Genomic DNA, 15,361 nt, shown 5'->3' with positions numbered 1-15,361 from the left:
CATTCCTTCGAAGACACCTTGATCCAGGTGCAGATGCCCAATGGGCGCAGCACTTTGCACTAGGGCAGAAGTAATGTGTTGCCTGCTCTGGCCTCTTCGCGGGCACGCCCGCTCCCACAGGATCTTCACCGTACTCAGGAGTTGCACAGTACCTGTGGGAGCGGGTTTACCCGCGAAAGGGCCGGCTCAGGCAGTCGAGATATTTCAGGGGGATTCACCAATGACCACAGAAGACACCCAATTCACCGTCGGCAAGACCACCTTCTACCAAGGCGAAAACGGCACCCATCCACTGTTCCGCATCGAGCCCGGCATCCCCTGTCGCGATGCCCGCGAGCAGTCCTCGGAATTGATGGGCTATGTCCGCGAACTGACCATCACCGGCCTGATGGATGAGAAACCGATGATGATCTGGGCCGCCCATTACCTGAGCGCAATGGCCAAGGCGCTGATGGATGATGCCGAGCTGGGCATGAAGCACTGAGGTATCGCAGGGCTGCGTGATTACTTTGCAGGAGCGGCCTTGTGTCGCGAAAGGGGGGCGAAGCGCCCCCAACGATCTGTGCATCACCGCAAAAACGCCGGGGCCGCTTTGCGGCCCTTTCGCGACACAAGGCCGCTCCTACAGGAATCGCGCCGTTCATGAGGAACAGGGCAGGCAGGCGCAGGTCAATGCATCAGTTCATCCACCCCGACCCACCCACCATCGAACTCATCCATGGCATCCAGCACCGCTTCACGGAAATACGCCAGCGACGCCCGATCAAACAGCAACTGCAACGCCGGCCTCTCATCGCTCCCCACATTCAGCACGATCACGTTGATCCGCGCCGCCGAGGTCTCCCACAGGATCACCACAGACTTCAAGACTTGCACAGTACCTGTGGGAGCGGGTTTACCCGCGAAAGGGCCGGCTCAGGCAGTCGAGATATTTCAGGGGGATTCACCAATGACCACAGAAGACACCCAATTCACCGTCGGCAAGACCACCTTCTACCAAGGCGAAAACGGCACCCATCCACTGTTCCGCATCGAGCCCGGCATCCCCTGTCGCGATGCCCGCGAGCAGTCCTCGGAATTGATGGGCTATGTCCGCGAACTGACAATCACCGGCCTGATGGATGAGAAACCGATGATGATCTGGGCCGCCCATTACCTGAGCGCAATGGCCAAGGCGCTGATGGATGATGCCGAGCTGGGCATGAAGCACTGAGGTATCGCAGATCTGCGTGATTACTTTGTAGGAGCGGCCTTGTGTCGCGAAAGGGGTGCGGAGCGCCCCCAACGATCTGTGCATCACCGCAAAAACGCCGGGGCCGCTTTGCGGCCCTTTCGCGACACAAGGCCGCTTCTACAGGAATCGCGCCGTTAATGAGGAACAGGGCAGGCCGGCGCAGGTCAATGCATCAGTTCATCCACCCCGACCCACCCACCATCGAACTCATCCATGGCATCCAGTACCGCTTCACGGAAATACGCCAGCGACGCCCGATCAAACAGCAACTGCAACGCCGGCCTCTCATCGCTCCCCACATTCAGCACGATCACGTTGATCCGCGCCGCCGAGGTTTGCGCCACCGCCCCAACGGGAAACGCCTGGGCGCGCAAGTCCACCCCGCACAACTTGGCCATCACCGCGCTGCAATACTCCCCCGACAGCTGCAGCCAGGCATGGCTATCCTGGCGCGGCAGCAGGTAGTTGCGCCGGGCATCCTGCACCCACCCGGCCTCTTCGGCAGCCACCCGTGCACCGCCGTCCGCCAGGCTGCCCAACAGCAGGTACTCGGTCTGCGACAAGCGCGCTACCCAGCCACCGTCTTGCTGGCGCACGGCCTGGTTGGGTAGCGATGGCAAGCGGTAGCCACGCGCCTGCAGGCAAGCGGCACTGTCGCCCCCTCGAAACCCGACCCGTGCCAGATCGGTCAGGTCAGTCAACGCGCAGTTGTGCAACAGCTCGGCCCGCGGGCTGCGTGGAATAAAAGCTTCGGCTTGCAAACTGGTCATGGCTCAGAGCTCCTGGCGCAGGTTGTCGGGATCGTGGAACGGCAGGGGCACCACCTTGGCATTGACCATCACGCCGCCCTCCACGCGGATCGGGATGTGCATGCCAGGCGTGGCCTGATGGGCACCGGCGTAAGCCAGGCCGATGATCTGCCCCAGGGTTTGCGAGTATTCGCAGGATGTGACGTTGCCGCTGATATCCGCCCCGTCCAGCACCAGATGCCCCTCCAGCGGCTGTGGGCTGCCCTTGGGCAGGGTGAAGCCGACCAGTTTGCGCTTGAGCGGCTGCGCTTCGAGGATCTCGATCGAGCGCTTGCCGACGAAGAATGGCTTCTTGCGGCCGATCGCCCATTGCATGTCGATCTCCGCCGGGTGGGTCATGCCGTCGGTGTCCTGGCTGATGATCACGTGGCCTTTTTCCAGGCGCAGCAGCCGCTGGGTCTCGACGCCGAACGGGCGAATGCCCAACCCCGCGCCGGCCTGCATCAAGGCATCCCACAGGCGCTCGGCGTGGCGCGCCGGCACGTGCACTTCGTAGCCCAGTTCACCCACAAAGCCCACCCGCAGGATGCGTGCGGCAATACCGGCCACGGTGCCCTGGCGTACGCCGAGGTAAGGGAAGGCCTCGGCCGACAGGTCCACATCGTCACATACCTTGGCAAGCACCTGGCGTGACAGCGGCCCGGCCAGGTTGACCGCGGCCAGGGCGGCGGTGACGTTGGTGACGTCCACATCCAGGCGCCATTGCGCGTTCCACTTCAGCATCTGCTGGTAGATGCGGTCGACGCCGCTGGTGGTGGCGGTGACGTAGAAGTGCTGCTCGCCCAGCCGGGCGCACACGCCGTCATCGATCACCACGCCGTGCTCGTTGGTCATCAGTGCGTAGCGGGTGCGGCCGATGGCCAGCTTGGCGAAGCCGAAGGTGTAAAGGCGCTCCAGCAGTTCGGCGGCGTCGGGGCCGCGCACATCCAGGCCACCGAGGGTGGAAACGTCGATCAGGCCGACCTTCTCGCGCACATGGTGGGCTTCCTCCTGCATGCAGCGTTCGCGTTCCTCGGGCTTGCCATAATAGGCCGGGCGCTGCCAGAGGCCGGCCGGCATCATCTTCGCCCCGGCTTCCAGGTGGCGGCGGTGCATTGGTGTTTGCCGGTACGGGTCGAAGGCGCGGCCGGCGACGTGGGCCAGTTTTTCCGCCTGGAACGGTGGCCGGGCGGTGGTCACCCCGGTTTCGCTGATGCTGCGCCCGGTGGCGTGGGCCACCAGGCGGGCGGTCGGCAGCGCCGAGTGGCGGCCCTGGGACGGGCCCATGCCGACCGTGGAAAAGCGCTTGACCAGCTGCACGTCGCGGTAGCCGCTGCGGGTGGCGTTGACGATGTCGCGCACTTGCAGGTCTTCGTCGAAGTCGACGAAATCCTTGCCCTTGGGGTGGGGGAAGATCGGCCAGGGGAAGTTGACCTTGGCTTCGGCACTGAACACAGGTTGCGCCGGCGCTTCCAGGCCCAGCGCTGCCAGCGCATCGGCAGCCCCGCGAGTGGCGTCGGCCAGCACATTGCCCAGTGCGTGACGGCCATTCACCGAGCCGGCGATATCCAGCCCGGCCGGCAGGTTGCTGATGGCGAATTCATCGCGGTTCACATCGTAGGCCAGCTTGCCGCCAGCCTGGCACAGCAACTGGTACACCGGCATGTAGCCTGCCGACATGCACAGCAGGTCGCAGGCCAGGCGCAGGCCATGCGGGCCGACCTTGCCCTGGCCGGTGATCGGGCGAATATCCACGCCACTCACGTGGCGCATGCCCGCTTCGTGCAGGGCTTCGTACACGGTGCTGCCCAGGTGCACGGGTATATCGCGGCGCTTCAGTTCGGCGGCCACTGCGGCATCGGCTGGCGCGGCGCGCATGTCGACCACCGCGGCCACGGCCACGCCTTGCTCCTGCAGGTCGAGGGCGGCGAGGTAGCCGTCATCGTGGCCGGTGAGAATTACCGCACGCTGGCCCGGCTTGACCGCGTACAGCTTCATCAGCCGCTGCGCGGCGCTGGTCAGCATGACCCCCGGCAGGTCGTTATTGCGGAACACCACCGGCTGGTCGAACGCACCGGCCGCCACCAGGCAGCGGCTGGCGCGCACCTTGTACAGGCGTTTGTGCTGGATCACCGGCAGGTAGTTGTCGGTGAACCAGCCGTTGCAGGTGGCTTCCAGCAGCACCTGGATGTTCGGGTGGCCTTCGACGGCCGCCAGCAGTTCCTGGCGCAGGCCGGTTGCGCGGGTGCCGGCAATGTCGAAGCGGGCGTAGGTGAGCGAGCCGCCAAGCACCGGCTGTTGTTCGATCAGCAACACCTTGGCCCCGGCATTGGCCGCGTCCAGTGCCGCACGCAGGCCCGCCGGGCCAGCGCCGATGACGGCCAGATCGACGAACAGATAGGCCTTGTCGTAATACTGCGGCCTGAAACCGAGGTCGAGCACGCCCAGGCCGGCCTTCTTGCGGATCAGCGGCTCCCACACTTTCCACATGCCCTTGGGCTTGTAGAACGAGCGGTAATAGAAGCCGACCGGCATGAAGCGCGAAAACTTGCCCAGGTAGGCATCGCGGTCGTGCGCCAGGCTACCGTTGAAGTTCTGCCCTTCGACCACCTGGCCATCGCGGGCGGCTTCCAGGTCGGCCAGCACATTGGGCTCGTCCGACAGCTGCACCAGGGTGTTGGCATCCTGCCCGGCCATGCTCAGCGGGCCGCGCGGGCGGTGGTACTTGAACGAGCGCGACAGCAGCCAGCGGCCGCTGCCGAGCAGGGCGCTGGCGATGCTGTCACCGGCAAAGCCCTGGCAGGCCTGGCCGTCGAACTGGAAGTGCAGGGGCCGCTCGCGGTCGATCAGCAGGCCCATGGGTGCGGGGAGGCGAGTGTGGCTGTTCATCCGGCAATCTCCGGGGTGGCGGCGGGGGAGAAGTCGACGCGGCGGTCGAACAGTTCTTTCGGGTCGAAGGTGCGCAGCACCTGGTCGCTCACCGTGTGGCGTTCGGCCAGGAACCAGTAGCTGGAGGCGTTGTGCAGCCACCACTCGGTCACCACCCCGGCCAGGTTGTCGCTGTTGAACACATAGTCGGCCCATTCGGCGTCGCTGCAGCTGGCCGGGTCGGGCATGTGCCTGAATTCGCCGCCGTAGGTGAACTCGCTGATATTGCGCGGGCCGTTCAAGGGGCAGGTCAGGATCTTCATCGTCGTCGCTCCTTAGTGGCTGGCCGCGGTGGCGCCCATTTCGTTGACTTGCTGGAAGCGGCTGAAGCGCTCCAGGGCAAAGGGTGCGATCAGTTCCGGCACCTTGCCGCCACTGGCGACCAGCTCGGCCATGGTCTTGCCGCAGATCGGCGTGGCCTTGAAACCCCAGGTGCCCCAGCCGGCGTCCAGGTAATAGTTGTGCACCGGCGACAGGCCCATGATCGGGCTGTAGTCCGGTGTCATGTCGGTGATCCCGGCCCATTGGCGCATCAGCTTGGCGTTGGCCATGAACGGGAACATCTCGATGGCGTGGGCCAGCAGGCTTTCCTTGAGGTCGAGGGTGGAGCGGGTGTTGTACAGCGGGTAGGGGTCGGAGCCGCCGCCAAAGACGATCTCGCCACGGCTGGTCTGCTGCACGTAGCAGTGCAGCGCCGACGAGCTGACCAGCGGATCGAGGAACGGCTTGAACGGCTGGGTGACCATGGCCTGCAGCGGGTAGGTGTGGATCGGCGCACGGATGCCGGCCTTGGCCATCAGCAGCGAACTGGCCCCGGCCACGGCCTGTACCACGCAACCGCACTGCACGGTGCCACGGTTGGTCTTCACCGCCTCGATGCGGCCATTGCGGATCAGCAGGTCCTGCACTTCGGTCAGCTGGTGGATCTCGACGCCGCGCTTGGCCGCCTGCTTGGCGTAGCCCCAGGCCACTGCGTCGTGGCGCGCGGTGGCGCCGTCGATGTGCCACAGGCCGGCCAGCACTGGCAGGTGGCCCGGGTCCAGGTTCAGGCTTGGCACCAGTTCGCGGATCTGCTGGCGGTCGATCATTTCCGTGCGGCCACCGAAGTGCCTGTTGACCTCGGCGCGCTGGCGGAAGGCGCGCACGGTGGCGTCGGTATGCGCAAGTGTGAGCTGGCCGCGCTCGGAATACATGATGTTGAAGTCGAACTCGTTCGACAGGTTCTGGAACATGCGCACCGATTCTGCGTAAAAGCGCACACCCTCACTGGTGAGGTAGTTGGAGCGGATCACCGCGGTGTTGCGCGCGGTGTTGCCGCCGCCCAGGTAGGCCTTTTCCAGCACGGCGACATTGGTGATGCCGTGGTACTTGGCCAGGTAGTAGGCGATGGCCACGCCGTGGCCGCCGCCGCCGATGATCACCACGTCATAGCGTGGCTTGAGTTCGCACGGTGGTGGCAGGTCGACCTCCACCGGGTAGTCGGCGCTCAGGCCGTATTTCAGCAGGGCGAAAGGCATGGGGTGCGCTCCTGGTGGACGGCCTGTTGTTGCAGGTCGAGGGCGAGCAGGGTGTTTTTCATCAGGTAGGCGATGGTCATCGGGCCGACGCCGCCGGGCACCGGGGTGATGCCGGCCACCTGGGGCAGTGCGGCGGCGAAGTCGACATCGCCGACCAGGCGGCTGTGGCCGCCTTCGACGATGCGGTTGATACCGACATCGATCACCACCGCGCCGGGCTTGAGCCAGTCGGCACCGATCAGCCGCGGCTTGCCCACTGCGGCCACCAGGATGTCGGCCTGGCGGCACAACGCCGGCAGGTCGCGGCTGCGCGAGTGCACCACGGTCACCGTGCAGTCGGCCTGCAGCAGCAGGGCGGCCATGGGCTTGCCGACGATGTTCGAGCGGCCGACCACCACCGCATGCTTGCCACGCAGTTCGCCACAGGCATCGCGCAGCAGGCGCATGCAGCCGCTGGGCGTGCACGGGGTGAGCACATCGCGGCCCTGGGCCAGGCCGCCGACGTTCTCGCTGTGGAAACCGTCCACATCCTTCAGTGGGCTGATCGCCTGGAGAATGCGGTGTTCGTCGATATGGGCCGGCAACGGCAATTGCACTAGGATGCCGTTGACCTCGGGGGCGCGGTTGAGGCGCTCGATCAGGGCCAGCAGCTCGGCCTGGCTGGTGTCGGCGGGCAGGCGATGCTCCAGCGAGCGGATGCCCACCTCTTCGGCACGCAGCACCTTGTTGCGTACGTACACCTGGCTGGCAGCGTCGGTGCCCACCAGCACCACCGCCAGGCCCGGCTGCACGCCACCCTGGCGCAGTTCCTGCACCTGCTCGCGTACCTCGGCCAGCACCCGCGCCGCGGTGGCCTTGCCGTCGATCAGCTTGATACCGGGAATGGCGTTCATTTGAAGATCACCGTGCGGGCGTGGTTCAGGAACACCCGGTGCTCAAGGTGGTATTTCACGGCGCGGGACAGGGCGATGGTCTCGGTGTCGCGGCCGATGGCCACCAGGTCATCCGGTGCGTAGGCATGGTCCACGCGCTGCACTTCCTGCTCGATGATCGGGCCTTCGTCGAGGTCGCTGGTGACGTAGTGGGCGGTGGCGCCGATCAGCTTCACCCCGCGCTGGTAGGCCTGGTGGTAGGGCTTGGCGCCTTTGAAACCGGGCAGGAACGAATGGTGGATGTTGATCGCCCGGCCCGACAGCTGGCGGCACAGGTCGTCGGAGAGGATCTGCATGTAGCGCGCCAGCACCACCAGTTCGGTGCCGGTGTCCTCGACGATGCGCAGCAGCGCGGCTTCCTGTTCGGCCTTGGTGTCCTTGCTGACCGGCAGGTAGACGAAACGGATGCCCTGGCGCTCGGCCATCGGGCGCAGGTCCAGGTGGTTGGAGACCACGGCGGTGATCTGCATGTCCAGCTCGCCCTTGGCATGGCGGTAAAGCAGGTCGGATAGACAGTGGTCGAACTTGCTCACCATCAGCAGCACGCGCATCGGCCGGGCACTGCTGTGCAGGCTCCACTGCATGTCGAAGCGCTGGGCGACATCGGCAAAGCCGGCTTCCAGCTGCGGTGTGTCACCCGTGACACCGGTGTTGTAGCGGAACACCGCGCGCATGAAGAAGCGCCCGTTGTCCTCGTCGTCGAACTGCGCCATCTCGCTGATGTAGCAACCGTGCTCGGCCAGGTAGGTGGTCACCGCGGCGACGATGCCGGACACGGCCGGGCAGCTGACGCGCAGGATGAAGTGATCGGGAGCGGGATGCATGTCGGATAGGCCTCGTGATGGAGTGGGGCAGGTCGGGCACAAGGGCAAAAGAGGCTTCGCGGGAGGCGAAGTTATGTTTCTTGACAGGAATATAAATTTCCTTTTGGCGATTTATAGGCGAAGTCAGGGGTAGCGGTCTAGAGGTTTGTGAAATTTTTTATCCTGACAGGAAAGTTTTTTAACGCCATCGCGGCTCCTGTGGGAGCCGGCTTGCCGGCGATAGGGCCCGCACAGGCGGCACAAAAACTGGCTATGCTTGCCCCATGACCAGTTCTCCATCCCTGCGCCAACCGTGCCCACCTGGCGCCTGCATTTGTGGCCGCGAACACCTGGCCGACCACCCGCAGACAGCCCAGCGCATCCTCCTGCTGACCCGCCAGGAAGAAAAGCGCCTGCTCGACCGCCTGGAAAACCTCAAGGACCTGGAAGACCTGCAACGCCTGCAGCAACGGATGTACGAAAACCTGGGCATCCGCGTGCATATCGCCCCTGGTTTCAACGAAGTGCGGACCATGCGTGGCATCGTCATCGAACTGGACGACCAGCCCGGGCTGTGCCGCAAGACCCGGCAGTCGATCCCGGCGGCGATCCGCCGTGGGCTGGAGCGCAACCCGCAGGTGGCCTTCCGCTTGCTCGATACCCACGACCTGTTGCGTGACACCTGAAGACCTGCCCGGCGCGGTCTTTGTAGGAGCGGCCTTGTGTCGCGATCGGGCGCGCAGCGGCCGCAAAGCCTGCAACCCCGGTCTTCCTGGCAGGTCTGGGTCGCCTGGATTACGGCCGCTGCGCGCCCGATCGCGACACAAGGCCGCTCCTACAAGGACCGCATCAGCCCCACTAATTTTTTCGCCGCATGCTACGTCTACTTGAAAGCCCCCCTGCGCCAGGCGCGCAGCGGCATTCATCACTCAAGGAGACAGGCAATGACTTCCGTTTTCGACCGCGACGATATCCAGTTCCAGGTAGTGGTCAACCACGAAGAGCAATACTCGATCTGGCCCGACTACAAAGCCATCCCCAACGGCTGGCGTGCCGTAGGCAAGAGCGGCCTGAAGAAGGAATGCCTGGCCTATATCGATGAAGTCTGGACCGACATGCGCCCGCTGAGCCTGCGCCAGAAAATGGCCGAAGCCGCCGCCCAGTGACTGCACTGAACCTGCTGTGCCTGCCGTATTCCGGGGCCAGCGCCATGGTCTACAGCCGCTGGCGGCGCAAGCTGCCGACGTGGCTGCAGGTACGCCCGGTGGAACTGCCCGGGCGTGGTGCGCGCATGGCCGAGCCACTGCACACCAACATGCAGGCCCTGGCCCGGCAACTGGCCGCCGAACAGCGCCTGGCGGCCAGCACCCCCTACGCGCTGCTCGGCCATAGCCTGGGCGCCTTGCTGGCATTTGAACTTGCCCATGAGTTGCAGGCGCTGGGCTGCCCGGCGCCACTGGCCCTGTTCGCCTGCGGTACCGCAGCGCCGACCCGCCGCGAGGACTACGACGGCAAGAACTGGCGCGAGCCCAAGAGCGACGCCGAGTTGATCGGCGAGTTGCGCGAGCTTCAGGGCACGCCCGAGGAAGTGCTGGCCAACGCCGAGCTGATGAGCCTGACCTTGCCCACCCTGCGCGCCGACTTCCTGCTGTGTGGTACCTACGCCTACCGGCAGCGGCCGGCCTTGCAGTGCCCGCTGCACGTGTTGGGCGGCATGCAGGACCGCGCCAGTGACGAGCAGTTGCAGGCCTGGCGCAAGGAAACCCACGGGGCGTTCTCGCTGCAGATGTTCCCTGGCGGCCACTTCTTCATCCATGAGCATGAGGACCGGGTGCTCGCTGCGCTGACCGCGTCGCTGCAACCGCTTCGGCTGTCCGCCTGATTGACGGCACCGCTTGCCTTGGGGGAGGCTAGGCCTTTTCCCAGGCAAGAGGCAGACAATGCTGATCGATCCCCACAAGGCCACGCTGCTGGTCGTCGACATCCAGGAAAAACTCATCGGCGCCATGAGCGACCCTGAAGGCACCCGCGCGCGGGCCCGCTGGTTGCTGGCGGCGACGAACGAGCTGGAACTGCCGACGGTGATTTCCGAGCAGTACCCCAAGGGCCTGGGCCATACCCTGGCCGAGCTGCTGGCCGCAGCGCCGGCCGCCGAGGTGGTGGAGAAAAGCCATTTTTCCTGCGTGGCCGCCGAGTGCCTGCCAGCGAGTTTGATGGCGCGCGAGCAAGTGATTGTCTGTGGCATGGAAACCCACGTCTGTGTGCTGCAGACCGTGCTTGGCCTGCTGGCACTGGGCAAGCAGGTGTTCGTGGTCGAGGATGCCTGCGACAGCCGTACCCCGGCGAGCAAGGCCGCAGGGCTGGCGCGCATGCGGGCTGCGGGGGCGCAGGTGGTGACCCGCGAAATGGTTTTGTTCGAGCTTATGGGCAGTGCCGGCCACCCGCTGTTCCGGCACATCAGCAAGACCTACCTGGTCGGTGAACAGCCCTGAACGGCCGGTTACTGGCTGCCGGGTTGATGGCCCTGGCGCTGCTGCAAGGCTGCGCCGGGCGCCGTGAGGAAGCACCCGAGGCGGACCCGGCCAAGGTCCGCGCCCAACTGCTGCGGCTGTTGCCCGCCCAGGCCAAGGACCGTGAGGGCTGGGCCCGGGACATTCAGGTGGCGTTCGAGGCCCAGCGTATTGCTCCCAGCAAGAGCAACCTGTGCGCGGTGCTGGCGGTGACCGAACAGGAGTCGACCTTCAATGCCGACCCGCAGGTGCCCAACCTGGGGCGTATCGCCCGGGAGGAAATCGACCGCCGCGCCGCGCGCCTGCATATCCCCAAGCTGCTGGTCGATGGTGCACTGAAGACGCCGTCGGGTAATGGCAAGAGCTACCAGCAACGTTTGCAGGCGGTGCGCAGCGAGAAGCAGTTGAGCGAACTGTATGACGAAGTCATCGCTCGCGTGCCGCTGGGCAAGACCTTGCTGGGCGGGCTGAACCCGGTGCATACCGGTGGGCCGATGCAGGTCAGCATCGACTTTGCCGAAAAGCATGCGCGGGATTACCCCTACAGCCACGACGGCAGCATTCGCCAGGAAGTGTTCACCCGGCGCGGCGGCATGTATTTCGGTATCGCCCATTTGCTGGGCTATTCGGCCAACTACGATCGCCAGCTGTACCGCTTTGCCGATTTCAACGCGGGCTGGTACGCCAGCCGCAATGCGGCATTTCAGGCGGCACTGAGCAAGGTGACGGGGGTAACGCTGGCGCTGGATGGCGACCTGGTGGCGCCGGGCTCGATCATGCCCGGGACCACGGAAAAGGCGGCGCGCAAACTGGGAGGGAAGCTGGGCCTGCGCAACCCGCAGATCCGCAGCCAGCTGGAGGAGGGCGATAGCTTGGCCTTCGAGGACAGCAAGCTGTACAGCGGGGTGTTTGCCCTTGCTGATGCCGCGGCCGGCAAGCCGGTGCCACGGGCGGTGCTGCCGGGGATTCAGCTGAAAAGCCCGAAGATCACCCGCAAGCTGACCACGGCGTGGTTTGCCGGGCGGGTTGATGAGCGTTATCAGCGGTGCATGAAGCGTTGATGGTGGCCTGGCTGTCGAGCGCGGTCCTGTAGGAGCGGCCTTGTGTCGCGATGGGCTGCGCAGCAGCCCCAAGATTGTGCATCACCGCTGAACCCTTGGGGCTGCTGCGCAGCCCATCGCGACACAAGGCCGCTCCTACACAGGGACCGTGCAGGCCTGTGGGACTGCGAGGAGAACATCAGCTTTCGCCCAGGGCGGCAACTACCTGATCCACACTGGCCTTCAACCCGGCAAACGCATCCTCAGGGTCACTTTCCACCACCACCAGCTTCACCCCGGACGCCTTGATCACCTCGGCTACAGCCGCCTCCGGCTGCCGATGGTCCAGCACCAGCGCCACATCCTGCGCCTTCAGGTTGTCCCCCAGCGCCTTCAGCGCAGCGGCATCCCACTCGGCCGGCAGCGGCTGCTCGACCATGTCCAGGTTCAACCCGCTGGCCAGATAACCCAGTCGCTCCGACAGGCTCACCACCGTCAGGTTGTCGACCTTGGCCAGGCGTGTCTGGCTGCTGGCCGAGAGCTCCAGCAACTGGCGTTTGAGCCCGGCCAGGTTGCCCTGGATCTTCGCCTTGTCGCCCGGCGCCAACCGCTCCAGGTCATTGGCTACCACGTCGGCCATGCGCCCGAAGTTGGTCGGGTTGAGCCAGGGGTAGGCGCCATAGGCCTCGTCACCGCTCACCGCAATACCCGGCAGCGCGCCGTCCACCGGCCGTGCGGCGTCGATCTCGACGATCCGGATATTGCTGCGCCGGGCCATCGGGTACAGCGGGTCGTCACGCCAGATCGAGCGCACGCCGATCACCGCGTCGGCCTGCTGCGCGGCCTTGTGCAGGCTGGCGCCACCGCGCCCGCTGAAATAGGAAGGTTGGCGGCTGGCAGGCAAGTTGGCGGGTGCTGCACGCGTGAGCTGCACCGTGGTGCCGTCGAGCAGGGCGCTGGCCAGGCTGTGGGTGACGGGCAGGGTGGTCAGCACTTGCGTGGCGAAAGACAGCGAGGGCAGGCCGGCCAGGGCCAGCGCCAGGGTCAGGCGTTTCAGGTTCATGCCGGGTTTCCTTGCAGGCGGGGGACGAGGGCGCGGGCCAGCGCCGCCAGGGCGAAGCAGATGCCCGCGACCAGGATGATCGCGGCGCCGGACGGCACCGGCAGGTCGAAAACGATCGGCAGCAGGATGCCGAGCAACGTGCTCAGCGTGGCGATCAGCACCGACAGGAAGAAAAAGCCCTTCAGCGACTGGCTGACCAGGCGTGCGGCGGCAGCGGGAATCACCAGCAGCGCCCCGACCAGGATCGCCCCGATCACCTTCACCGAGGCCACGGTGACCAGGGTCACCAGCACCACGAACAGGTAGTCCAGGGTTTTCACCGCCACCCCGCGCACGGCCGCCAGCTGGGGGTTGAAACTGGCCAGCATGATGCGGTTGTACAGCGGCACGGCCAATGCTAGCACCAGCACCGCGACGATGCCCAGCACCACCAGGTCCTGGCCGCTGACGGTCAGCACCGAGCCGAACAGCACGTTCTCGAGGATGTGCACATTGATCTTGCCCGCCAGCATCAGCAGCAGGCTGGCGCCCAGCGCCAGCGACACCGACAGAAACACGCCGATCAGCGTGTCCGGCGACAGCCCGGTGCGGTTGCGCAGGAAGTTGAGCAAGATGCCGAAGAGCAGGCAGTAGCCGAACAGGCTGCCGTAGGGGCCGGTGTAGGGCTCGCCCAGCAGGATGCCGATGGCCACGCCGGTCAGCGCGGCATGGCCGACCGCCTCGGAGAAGAAGGCAAAACGCTTGACCACCACCAGGGTGCCCAGGCCGCCCAGCACCGGGCCGATCATCAAACCGGCCAGCAAAGCGTTGACCACGAAGCCGTAGGCCAGCGCCTCGGGCAGGTAGCCGGCAGCGGCCCAGTCCTGGACCGTTTGCCGAAAGATTTCGAAACTCATCAGGCAAGGCTCTCGCTACGCGGGTGAACGGAGAACAGGCCGAGCAGGCGCTCTGGGGTAAGGGCCTGGGCGGGTGGGGCGTCGAACAGTACCTGGCGGCTCAGGCCGGTAACCCGGTCGGCCAGGCGCAGCACGGCTTCCAGGTCGTGTTCGATCCACAGCACGGTGGTGCCGGCCTGGCGCCAGCCCTGCAGCAGTTGTTCGAACACCTGGATGCCGGCTTCATCCAGGGCCGACATCGGTTCGTCCAGCACCAGCAGTTGCGGCTCGGGGATCAGGCCCTGGGCCAGCAGCACGCGTTGGCGTTCGCCACCGGAAAGCGCGCCCATGCGCCGTTTGCGCTTGTCGAGCATGCCGACCCGCGCCAGGGCCGCGTCGATGGCCGGCTGCACACGGCGCGACAGGCCGAGGAAGGCGGGGCGGTGCTGGCACATGGCAGCCATGAAATCGTCCACGGTCATCGGCAGGCCACGGTCGAACTCCAGCGCCTGCGGCACATAGCCGATCACTTCGCGTTCGCCGGGCCAGTGCAGGGTCAGCTGGCCCTGGTGCGGCATCTGCCCGAGCAGGGTCTTGATCAGCGAACTCTTGCCGCCGCCGTTGGGGCCGACGATGGCATGCACGCTGCCGGCGGCGACGTTGAAGCTGACCTGTTCGAGGATGCGGGTGCGACCCAGGGTCAGGTCGATGCCGGCAAACTCGATGCGCGGCCCGCAGGCTGTTACCAGGTTGGCGGCGGCGGTCATGCGCGGTTCTCCTGGATGGCGCGGACCACGGTGTCGAGGTTGCGCTTCATCTCCACTTCGTACTTGTCCTTGGTGTATTCGCCGTAGGAGATGTGCGTCAGCGGGTACAGGCGCACGCCGGATTCACGCTGGATGGTTTCGACATAGGCCGACGGGAAGTCCATTTCCGAGAAGATCACCCGCACGTCCAGCACCTTGAGCTGGTCGATGGTCTTTTTCAGCTGGGCCGGGCTGGGTTCGATGCCATGGGCTGGCTCGACCACCGCAGTCACCTCCAGGCCGAAGTCGCGCACCAGGTAGTCGTAGGCGGCATGGATGGTGGCGACCCGGAAGGTGGCGCTGGGCGCCTCGGTGACCTTGGCCAGTGCGTCGGCACGCAGCGTGCGCAGGCGCTTGGCATAGGCGCGGGCGTTTTGCGTGTACAGCTTGGCGTTGTCCGGGTCGAGCTTGCCCAGTTCGCGGGCGATGTTGTTGACCTGGGCGATGGTGGTGCTGATCGACAGGAAGGTGTGCGGGTTGACCACCTTGCCGGCGCCACGGGCGGCAATGCCGGTGGCCGCCAGCAAGGGTACGTTCTGGTTGGCCTCGATGGTGTTGATGCCGGGCTTTTCGCTGGCGGCGATCATGCGGTCGGCGAAATCGTCATGGCCAACGCCGTTGAGCACCACCACGTCCAGGGTGCCGATGCGCTTTATGTCCTCGGCCCGTGGCTCGTAGGCATGGGGGTTGAACCCCGCCGGAATCAGCGGCACCACTTCGGCCTTGTCGCCGACGATGTTGCTCACATAGCTGTAGTAGGGGTGCAGGGTAATGCCGATACGCAGGGGCTTGCCGTTATCGGCCAGGGCCTGTGCCGGCAGGGCAAGGGCCAGGAGCAGGGCGAGGGCGGAGCGGAGCATGGGGG

The 15,361-nt window shown here is 65.6% G+C and carries 17 protein-coding genes and 1 pseudogene; 7 read left to right on the top strand and 11 right to left on the bottom strand.

Annotation, left to right across the window (positions count from 1 at the left end; genetic code table 11):
- Window positions 1–220: 220 nt before the first annotated feature.
- Window positions 221–484 (top strand): DUF3077 domain-containing protein, encoded by a 264-nt coding sequence (locus ACGLHT_RS14960; RefSeq protein ID WP_023660664.1) that lies wholly within the window; start codon window positions 221–223, stop codon window positions 482–484.
- Between the two features lie 185 nt (window positions 485–669).
- On the opposite strand, the pseudogene ACGLHT_RS14955 reads toward ACGLHT_RS14960, so the two are convergent.
- Window positions 670–843, bottom strand: a pseudogene (locus ACGLHT_RS14955) (sarcosine oxidase); the annotation flags it as partial.
- A 106-nt stretch (window positions 844–949) separates the two neighbouring features.
- Here ACGLHT_RS14955 and ACGLHT_RS14950 point away from each other — a divergent pair.
- Window positions 950–1,213 (top strand): DUF3077 domain-containing protein, encoded by a 264-nt coding sequence (locus ACGLHT_RS14950; RefSeq protein WP_023660664.1) that lies wholly within the window; start codon window positions 950–952, stop codon window positions 1,211–1,213.
- Window positions 1,214–1,398: 185 nt separating this feature from the next.
- On the opposite strand, the gene ACGLHT_RS14945 is transcribed toward ACGLHT_RS14950, so the two are convergent.
- From ACGLHT_RS14945 to purU, 6 genes are read right to left on the bottom strand one after another with little or no spacing between them, the layout of a single operon-like run.
- Window positions 1,399–2,004 (bottom strand): sarcosine oxidase, encoded by a 606-nt coding sequence (locus ACGLHT_RS14945; protein ID WP_274120920.1) that lies wholly within the window; start codon window positions 2,002–2,004, stop codon window positions 1,399–1,401.
- 3 nt (window positions 2,005–2,007) lie between these two features.
- On the bottom strand, window positions 2,008–4,911 hold the full coding sequence (locus ACGLHT_RS14940; protein WP_274120921.1) for a 2Fe-2S iron-sulfur cluster-binding protein: 2,904 nt from the start codon (window positions 4,909–4,911) through the stop codon (window positions 2,008–2,010).
- Window positions 4,908–5,213, bottom strand: a complete 306-nt coding sequence (locus tag ACGLHT_RS14935; protein WP_274120922.1) for a sarcosine oxidase subunit delta — start codon at window positions 5,211–5,213, stop codon at window positions 4,908–4,910. The genes ACGLHT_RS14940 and ACGLHT_RS14935 overlap by 4 nt, the downstream gene beginning before the upstream one ends.
- Before the next feature lie 12 nt (window positions 5,214–5,225).
- Window positions 5,226–6,467 (bottom strand): FAD-dependent oxidoreductase, encoded by a 1,242-nt coding sequence (locus ACGLHT_RS14930; RefSeq protein ID WP_274120923.1) that lies wholly within the window; start codon window positions 6,465–6,467, stop codon window positions 5,226–5,228.
- Window positions 6,449–7,360 carry a bifunctional methylenetetrahydrofolate dehydrogenase/methenyltetrahydrofolate cyclohydrolase FolD gene (folD, locus tag ACGLHT_RS14925; protein ID WP_274120924.1) on the bottom strand — a complete coding sequence of 304 codons (912 nt, stop codon included), beginning with the start codon at window positions 7,358–7,360 and terminating at the stop codon, window positions 6,449–6,451. The genes ACGLHT_RS14930 and folD overlap by 19 nt, the downstream gene beginning before the upstream one ends.
- Window positions 7,357–8,223, bottom strand: a complete 867-nt coding sequence (gene purU, locus ACGLHT_RS14920) for a formyltetrahydrofolate deformylase (RefSeq protein WP_274120925.1) — start codon at window positions 8,221–8,223, stop codon at window positions 7,357–7,359. The genes folD and purU overlap by 4 nt, the downstream gene beginning before the upstream one ends.
- A gap of 263 nt (window positions 8,224–8,486) precedes the next feature.
- Between purU and ACGLHT_RS14915 the strand changes: the two genes are divergently transcribed.
- From ACGLHT_RS14915 to ACGLHT_RS14895, 5 genes are all read left to right on the top strand, one after another.
- On the top strand, window positions 8,487–8,888 hold the full coding sequence (locus ACGLHT_RS14915) for a hypothetical protein (RefSeq protein WP_025338667.1): 402 nt from the start codon (window positions 8,487–8,489) through the stop codon (window positions 8,886–8,888).
- Window positions 8,889–9,146: 258 nt separating this feature from the next.
- Window positions 9,147–9,368 (top strand): MbtH family protein, encoded by a 222-nt coding sequence (locus ACGLHT_RS14910; protein WP_016711157.1) that lies wholly within the window; start codon window positions 9,147–9,149, stop codon window positions 9,366–9,368.
- Window positions 9,365–10,084: a thioesterase II family protein gene (locus ACGLHT_RS14905; RefSeq protein ID WP_274120926.1), complete on the top strand. Its 720-nt coding sequence runs from the start codon at window positions 9,365–9,367 to the stop codon at window positions 10,082–10,084. The genes ACGLHT_RS14910 and ACGLHT_RS14905 overlap by 4 nt, the downstream gene beginning before the upstream one ends.
- Before the next feature lie 58 nt (window positions 10,085–10,142).
- Window positions 10,143–10,694 (top strand): hydrolase, encoded by a 552-nt coding sequence (locus ACGLHT_RS14900; protein ID WP_025338669.1) that lies wholly within the window; start codon window positions 10,143–10,145, stop codon window positions 10,692–10,694.
- A 26-nt stretch (window positions 10,695–10,720) separates the two neighbouring features.
- Complete coding sequence (locus tag ACGLHT_RS14895) at window positions 10,721–11,773, top strand: DUF1615 domain-containing protein (RefSeq protein WP_025338670.1); 1,053 nt, start codon at window positions 10,721–10,723, stop codon at window positions 11,771–11,773.
- 178 nt (window positions 11,774–11,951) lie between these two features.
- Here ACGLHT_RS14895 and ACGLHT_RS14890 read toward each other — a convergent pair whose 3' ends face one another.
- From ACGLHT_RS14890 to ACGLHT_RS14875, 4 genes are read right to left on the bottom strand one after another with little or no spacing between them, the layout of a single operon-like run.
- A complete protein-coding gene (locus ACGLHT_RS14890) occupies window positions 11,952–12,815 on the bottom strand; it encodes a metal ABC transporter solute-binding protein, Zn/Mn family (protein WP_274120927.1) in 864 nt (287 codons plus the stop codon).
- The gene (locus ACGLHT_RS14885; RefSeq protein WP_274120928.1) at window positions 12,812–13,711 is read right to left on the bottom strand and encodes a metal ABC transporter permease; all 900 of its coding nucleotides are present in this window, start codon (window positions 13,709–13,711) and stop codon (window positions 12,812–12,814) included. The genes ACGLHT_RS14890 and ACGLHT_RS14885 overlap by 4 nt, the downstream gene beginning before the upstream one ends.
- Entirely contained in the window at window positions 13,711–14,457 is a 747-nt protein-coding gene (locus ACGLHT_RS14880; RefSeq protein ID WP_274079015.1) for a metal ABC transporter ATP-binding protein, read from the bottom strand. Before ACGLHT_RS14880 ends, ACGLHT_RS14885 begins: the two co-directional genes overlap by 1 nt.
- Window positions 14,454–15,356, bottom strand: a complete 903-nt coding sequence (locus ACGLHT_RS14875) for a metal ABC transporter substrate-binding protein (protein WP_137163615.1) — start codon at window positions 15,354–15,356, stop codon at window positions 14,454–14,456. The genes ACGLHT_RS14880 and ACGLHT_RS14875 overlap by 4 nt, the downstream gene beginning before the upstream one ends.
- Window positions 15,357–15,361: the final 5 nt, after the last annotated feature.

Source organism: Pseudomonas sp. PsB (genome assembly GCF_043658375.1).
GTDB classification, from domain to species: Bacteria; Pseudomonadota; Gammaproteobacteria; order Pseudomonadales; family Pseudomonadaceae; genus Aquipseudomonas; species Aquipseudomonas putida_Z.
This window is presented reverse-complemented; position numbering and strand designations above follow the sequence as displayed.

Coding starts and splice junctions, on each gene's coding strand:
- ACGLHT_RS14960 (WP_023660664.1), top strand. CDS start 221: ATGACCACAGAAGACACCCAATTCACCGTCGGCAAGACCACCTTCTAC.
- ACGLHT_RS14950 (WP_023660664.1), top strand. CDS start 950: ATGACCACAGAAGACACCCAATTCACCGTCGGCAAGACCACCTTCTAC.
- ACGLHT_RS14945 (WP_274120920.1), bottom strand. CDS start 2,004: ATGACCAGTTTGCAAGCCGAAGCTTTTATTCCACGCAGCCCGCGGGCC.
- ACGLHT_RS14940 (WP_274120921.1), bottom strand. CDS start 4,911: ATGAACAGCCACACTCGCCTCCCCGCACCCATGGGCCTGCTGATCGAC.
- ACGLHT_RS14935 (WP_274120922.1), bottom strand. CDS start 5,213: ATGAAGATCCTGACCTGCCCCTTGAACGGCCCGCGCAATATCAGCGAG.
- ACGLHT_RS14930 (WP_274120923.1), bottom strand. CDS start 6,467: ATGCCTTTCGCCCTGCTGAAATACGGCCTGAGCGCCGACTACCCGGTG.
- folD (WP_274120924.1), bottom strand. CDS start 7,360: ATGAACGCCATTCCCGGTATCAAGCTGATCGACGGCAAGGCCACCGCG.
- purU (WP_274120925.1), bottom strand. CDS start 8,223: ATGCATCCCGCTCCCGATCACTTCATCCTGCGCGTCAGCTGCCCGGCC.
- ACGLHT_RS14915 (WP_025338667.1), top strand. CDS start 8,487: ATGACCAGTTCTCCATCCCTGCGCCAACCGTGCCCACCTGGCGCCTGC.
- ACGLHT_RS14910 (WP_016711157.1), top strand. CDS start 9,147: ATGACTTCCGTTTTCGACCGCGACGATATCCAGTTCCAGGTAGTGGTC.
- ACGLHT_RS14900 (WP_025338669.1), top strand. CDS start 10,143: ATGCTGATCGATCCCCACAAGGCCACGCTGCTGGTCGTCGACATCCAG.
- ACGLHT_RS14895 (WP_025338670.1), top strand. CDS start 10,721: ATGGCCCTGGCGCTGCTGCAAGGCTGCGCCGGGCGCCGTGAGGAAGCA.
- ACGLHT_RS14890 (WP_274120927.1), bottom strand. CDS start 12,815: ATGAACCTGAAACGCCTGACCCTGGCGCTGGCCCTGGCCGGCCTGCCC.
- ACGLHT_RS14885 (WP_274120928.1), bottom strand. CDS start 13,711: ATGAGTTTCGAAATCTTTCGGCAAACGGTCCAGGACTGGGCCGCTGCC.
- ACGLHT_RS14880 (WP_274079015.1), bottom strand. CDS start 14,457: ATGACCGCCGCCGCCAACCTGGTAACAGCCTGCGGGCCGCGCATCGAG.
- ACGLHT_RS14875 (WP_137163615.1), bottom strand. CDS start 15,356: ATGCTCCGCTCCGCCCTCGCCCTGCTCCTGGCCCTTGCCCTGCCGGCA.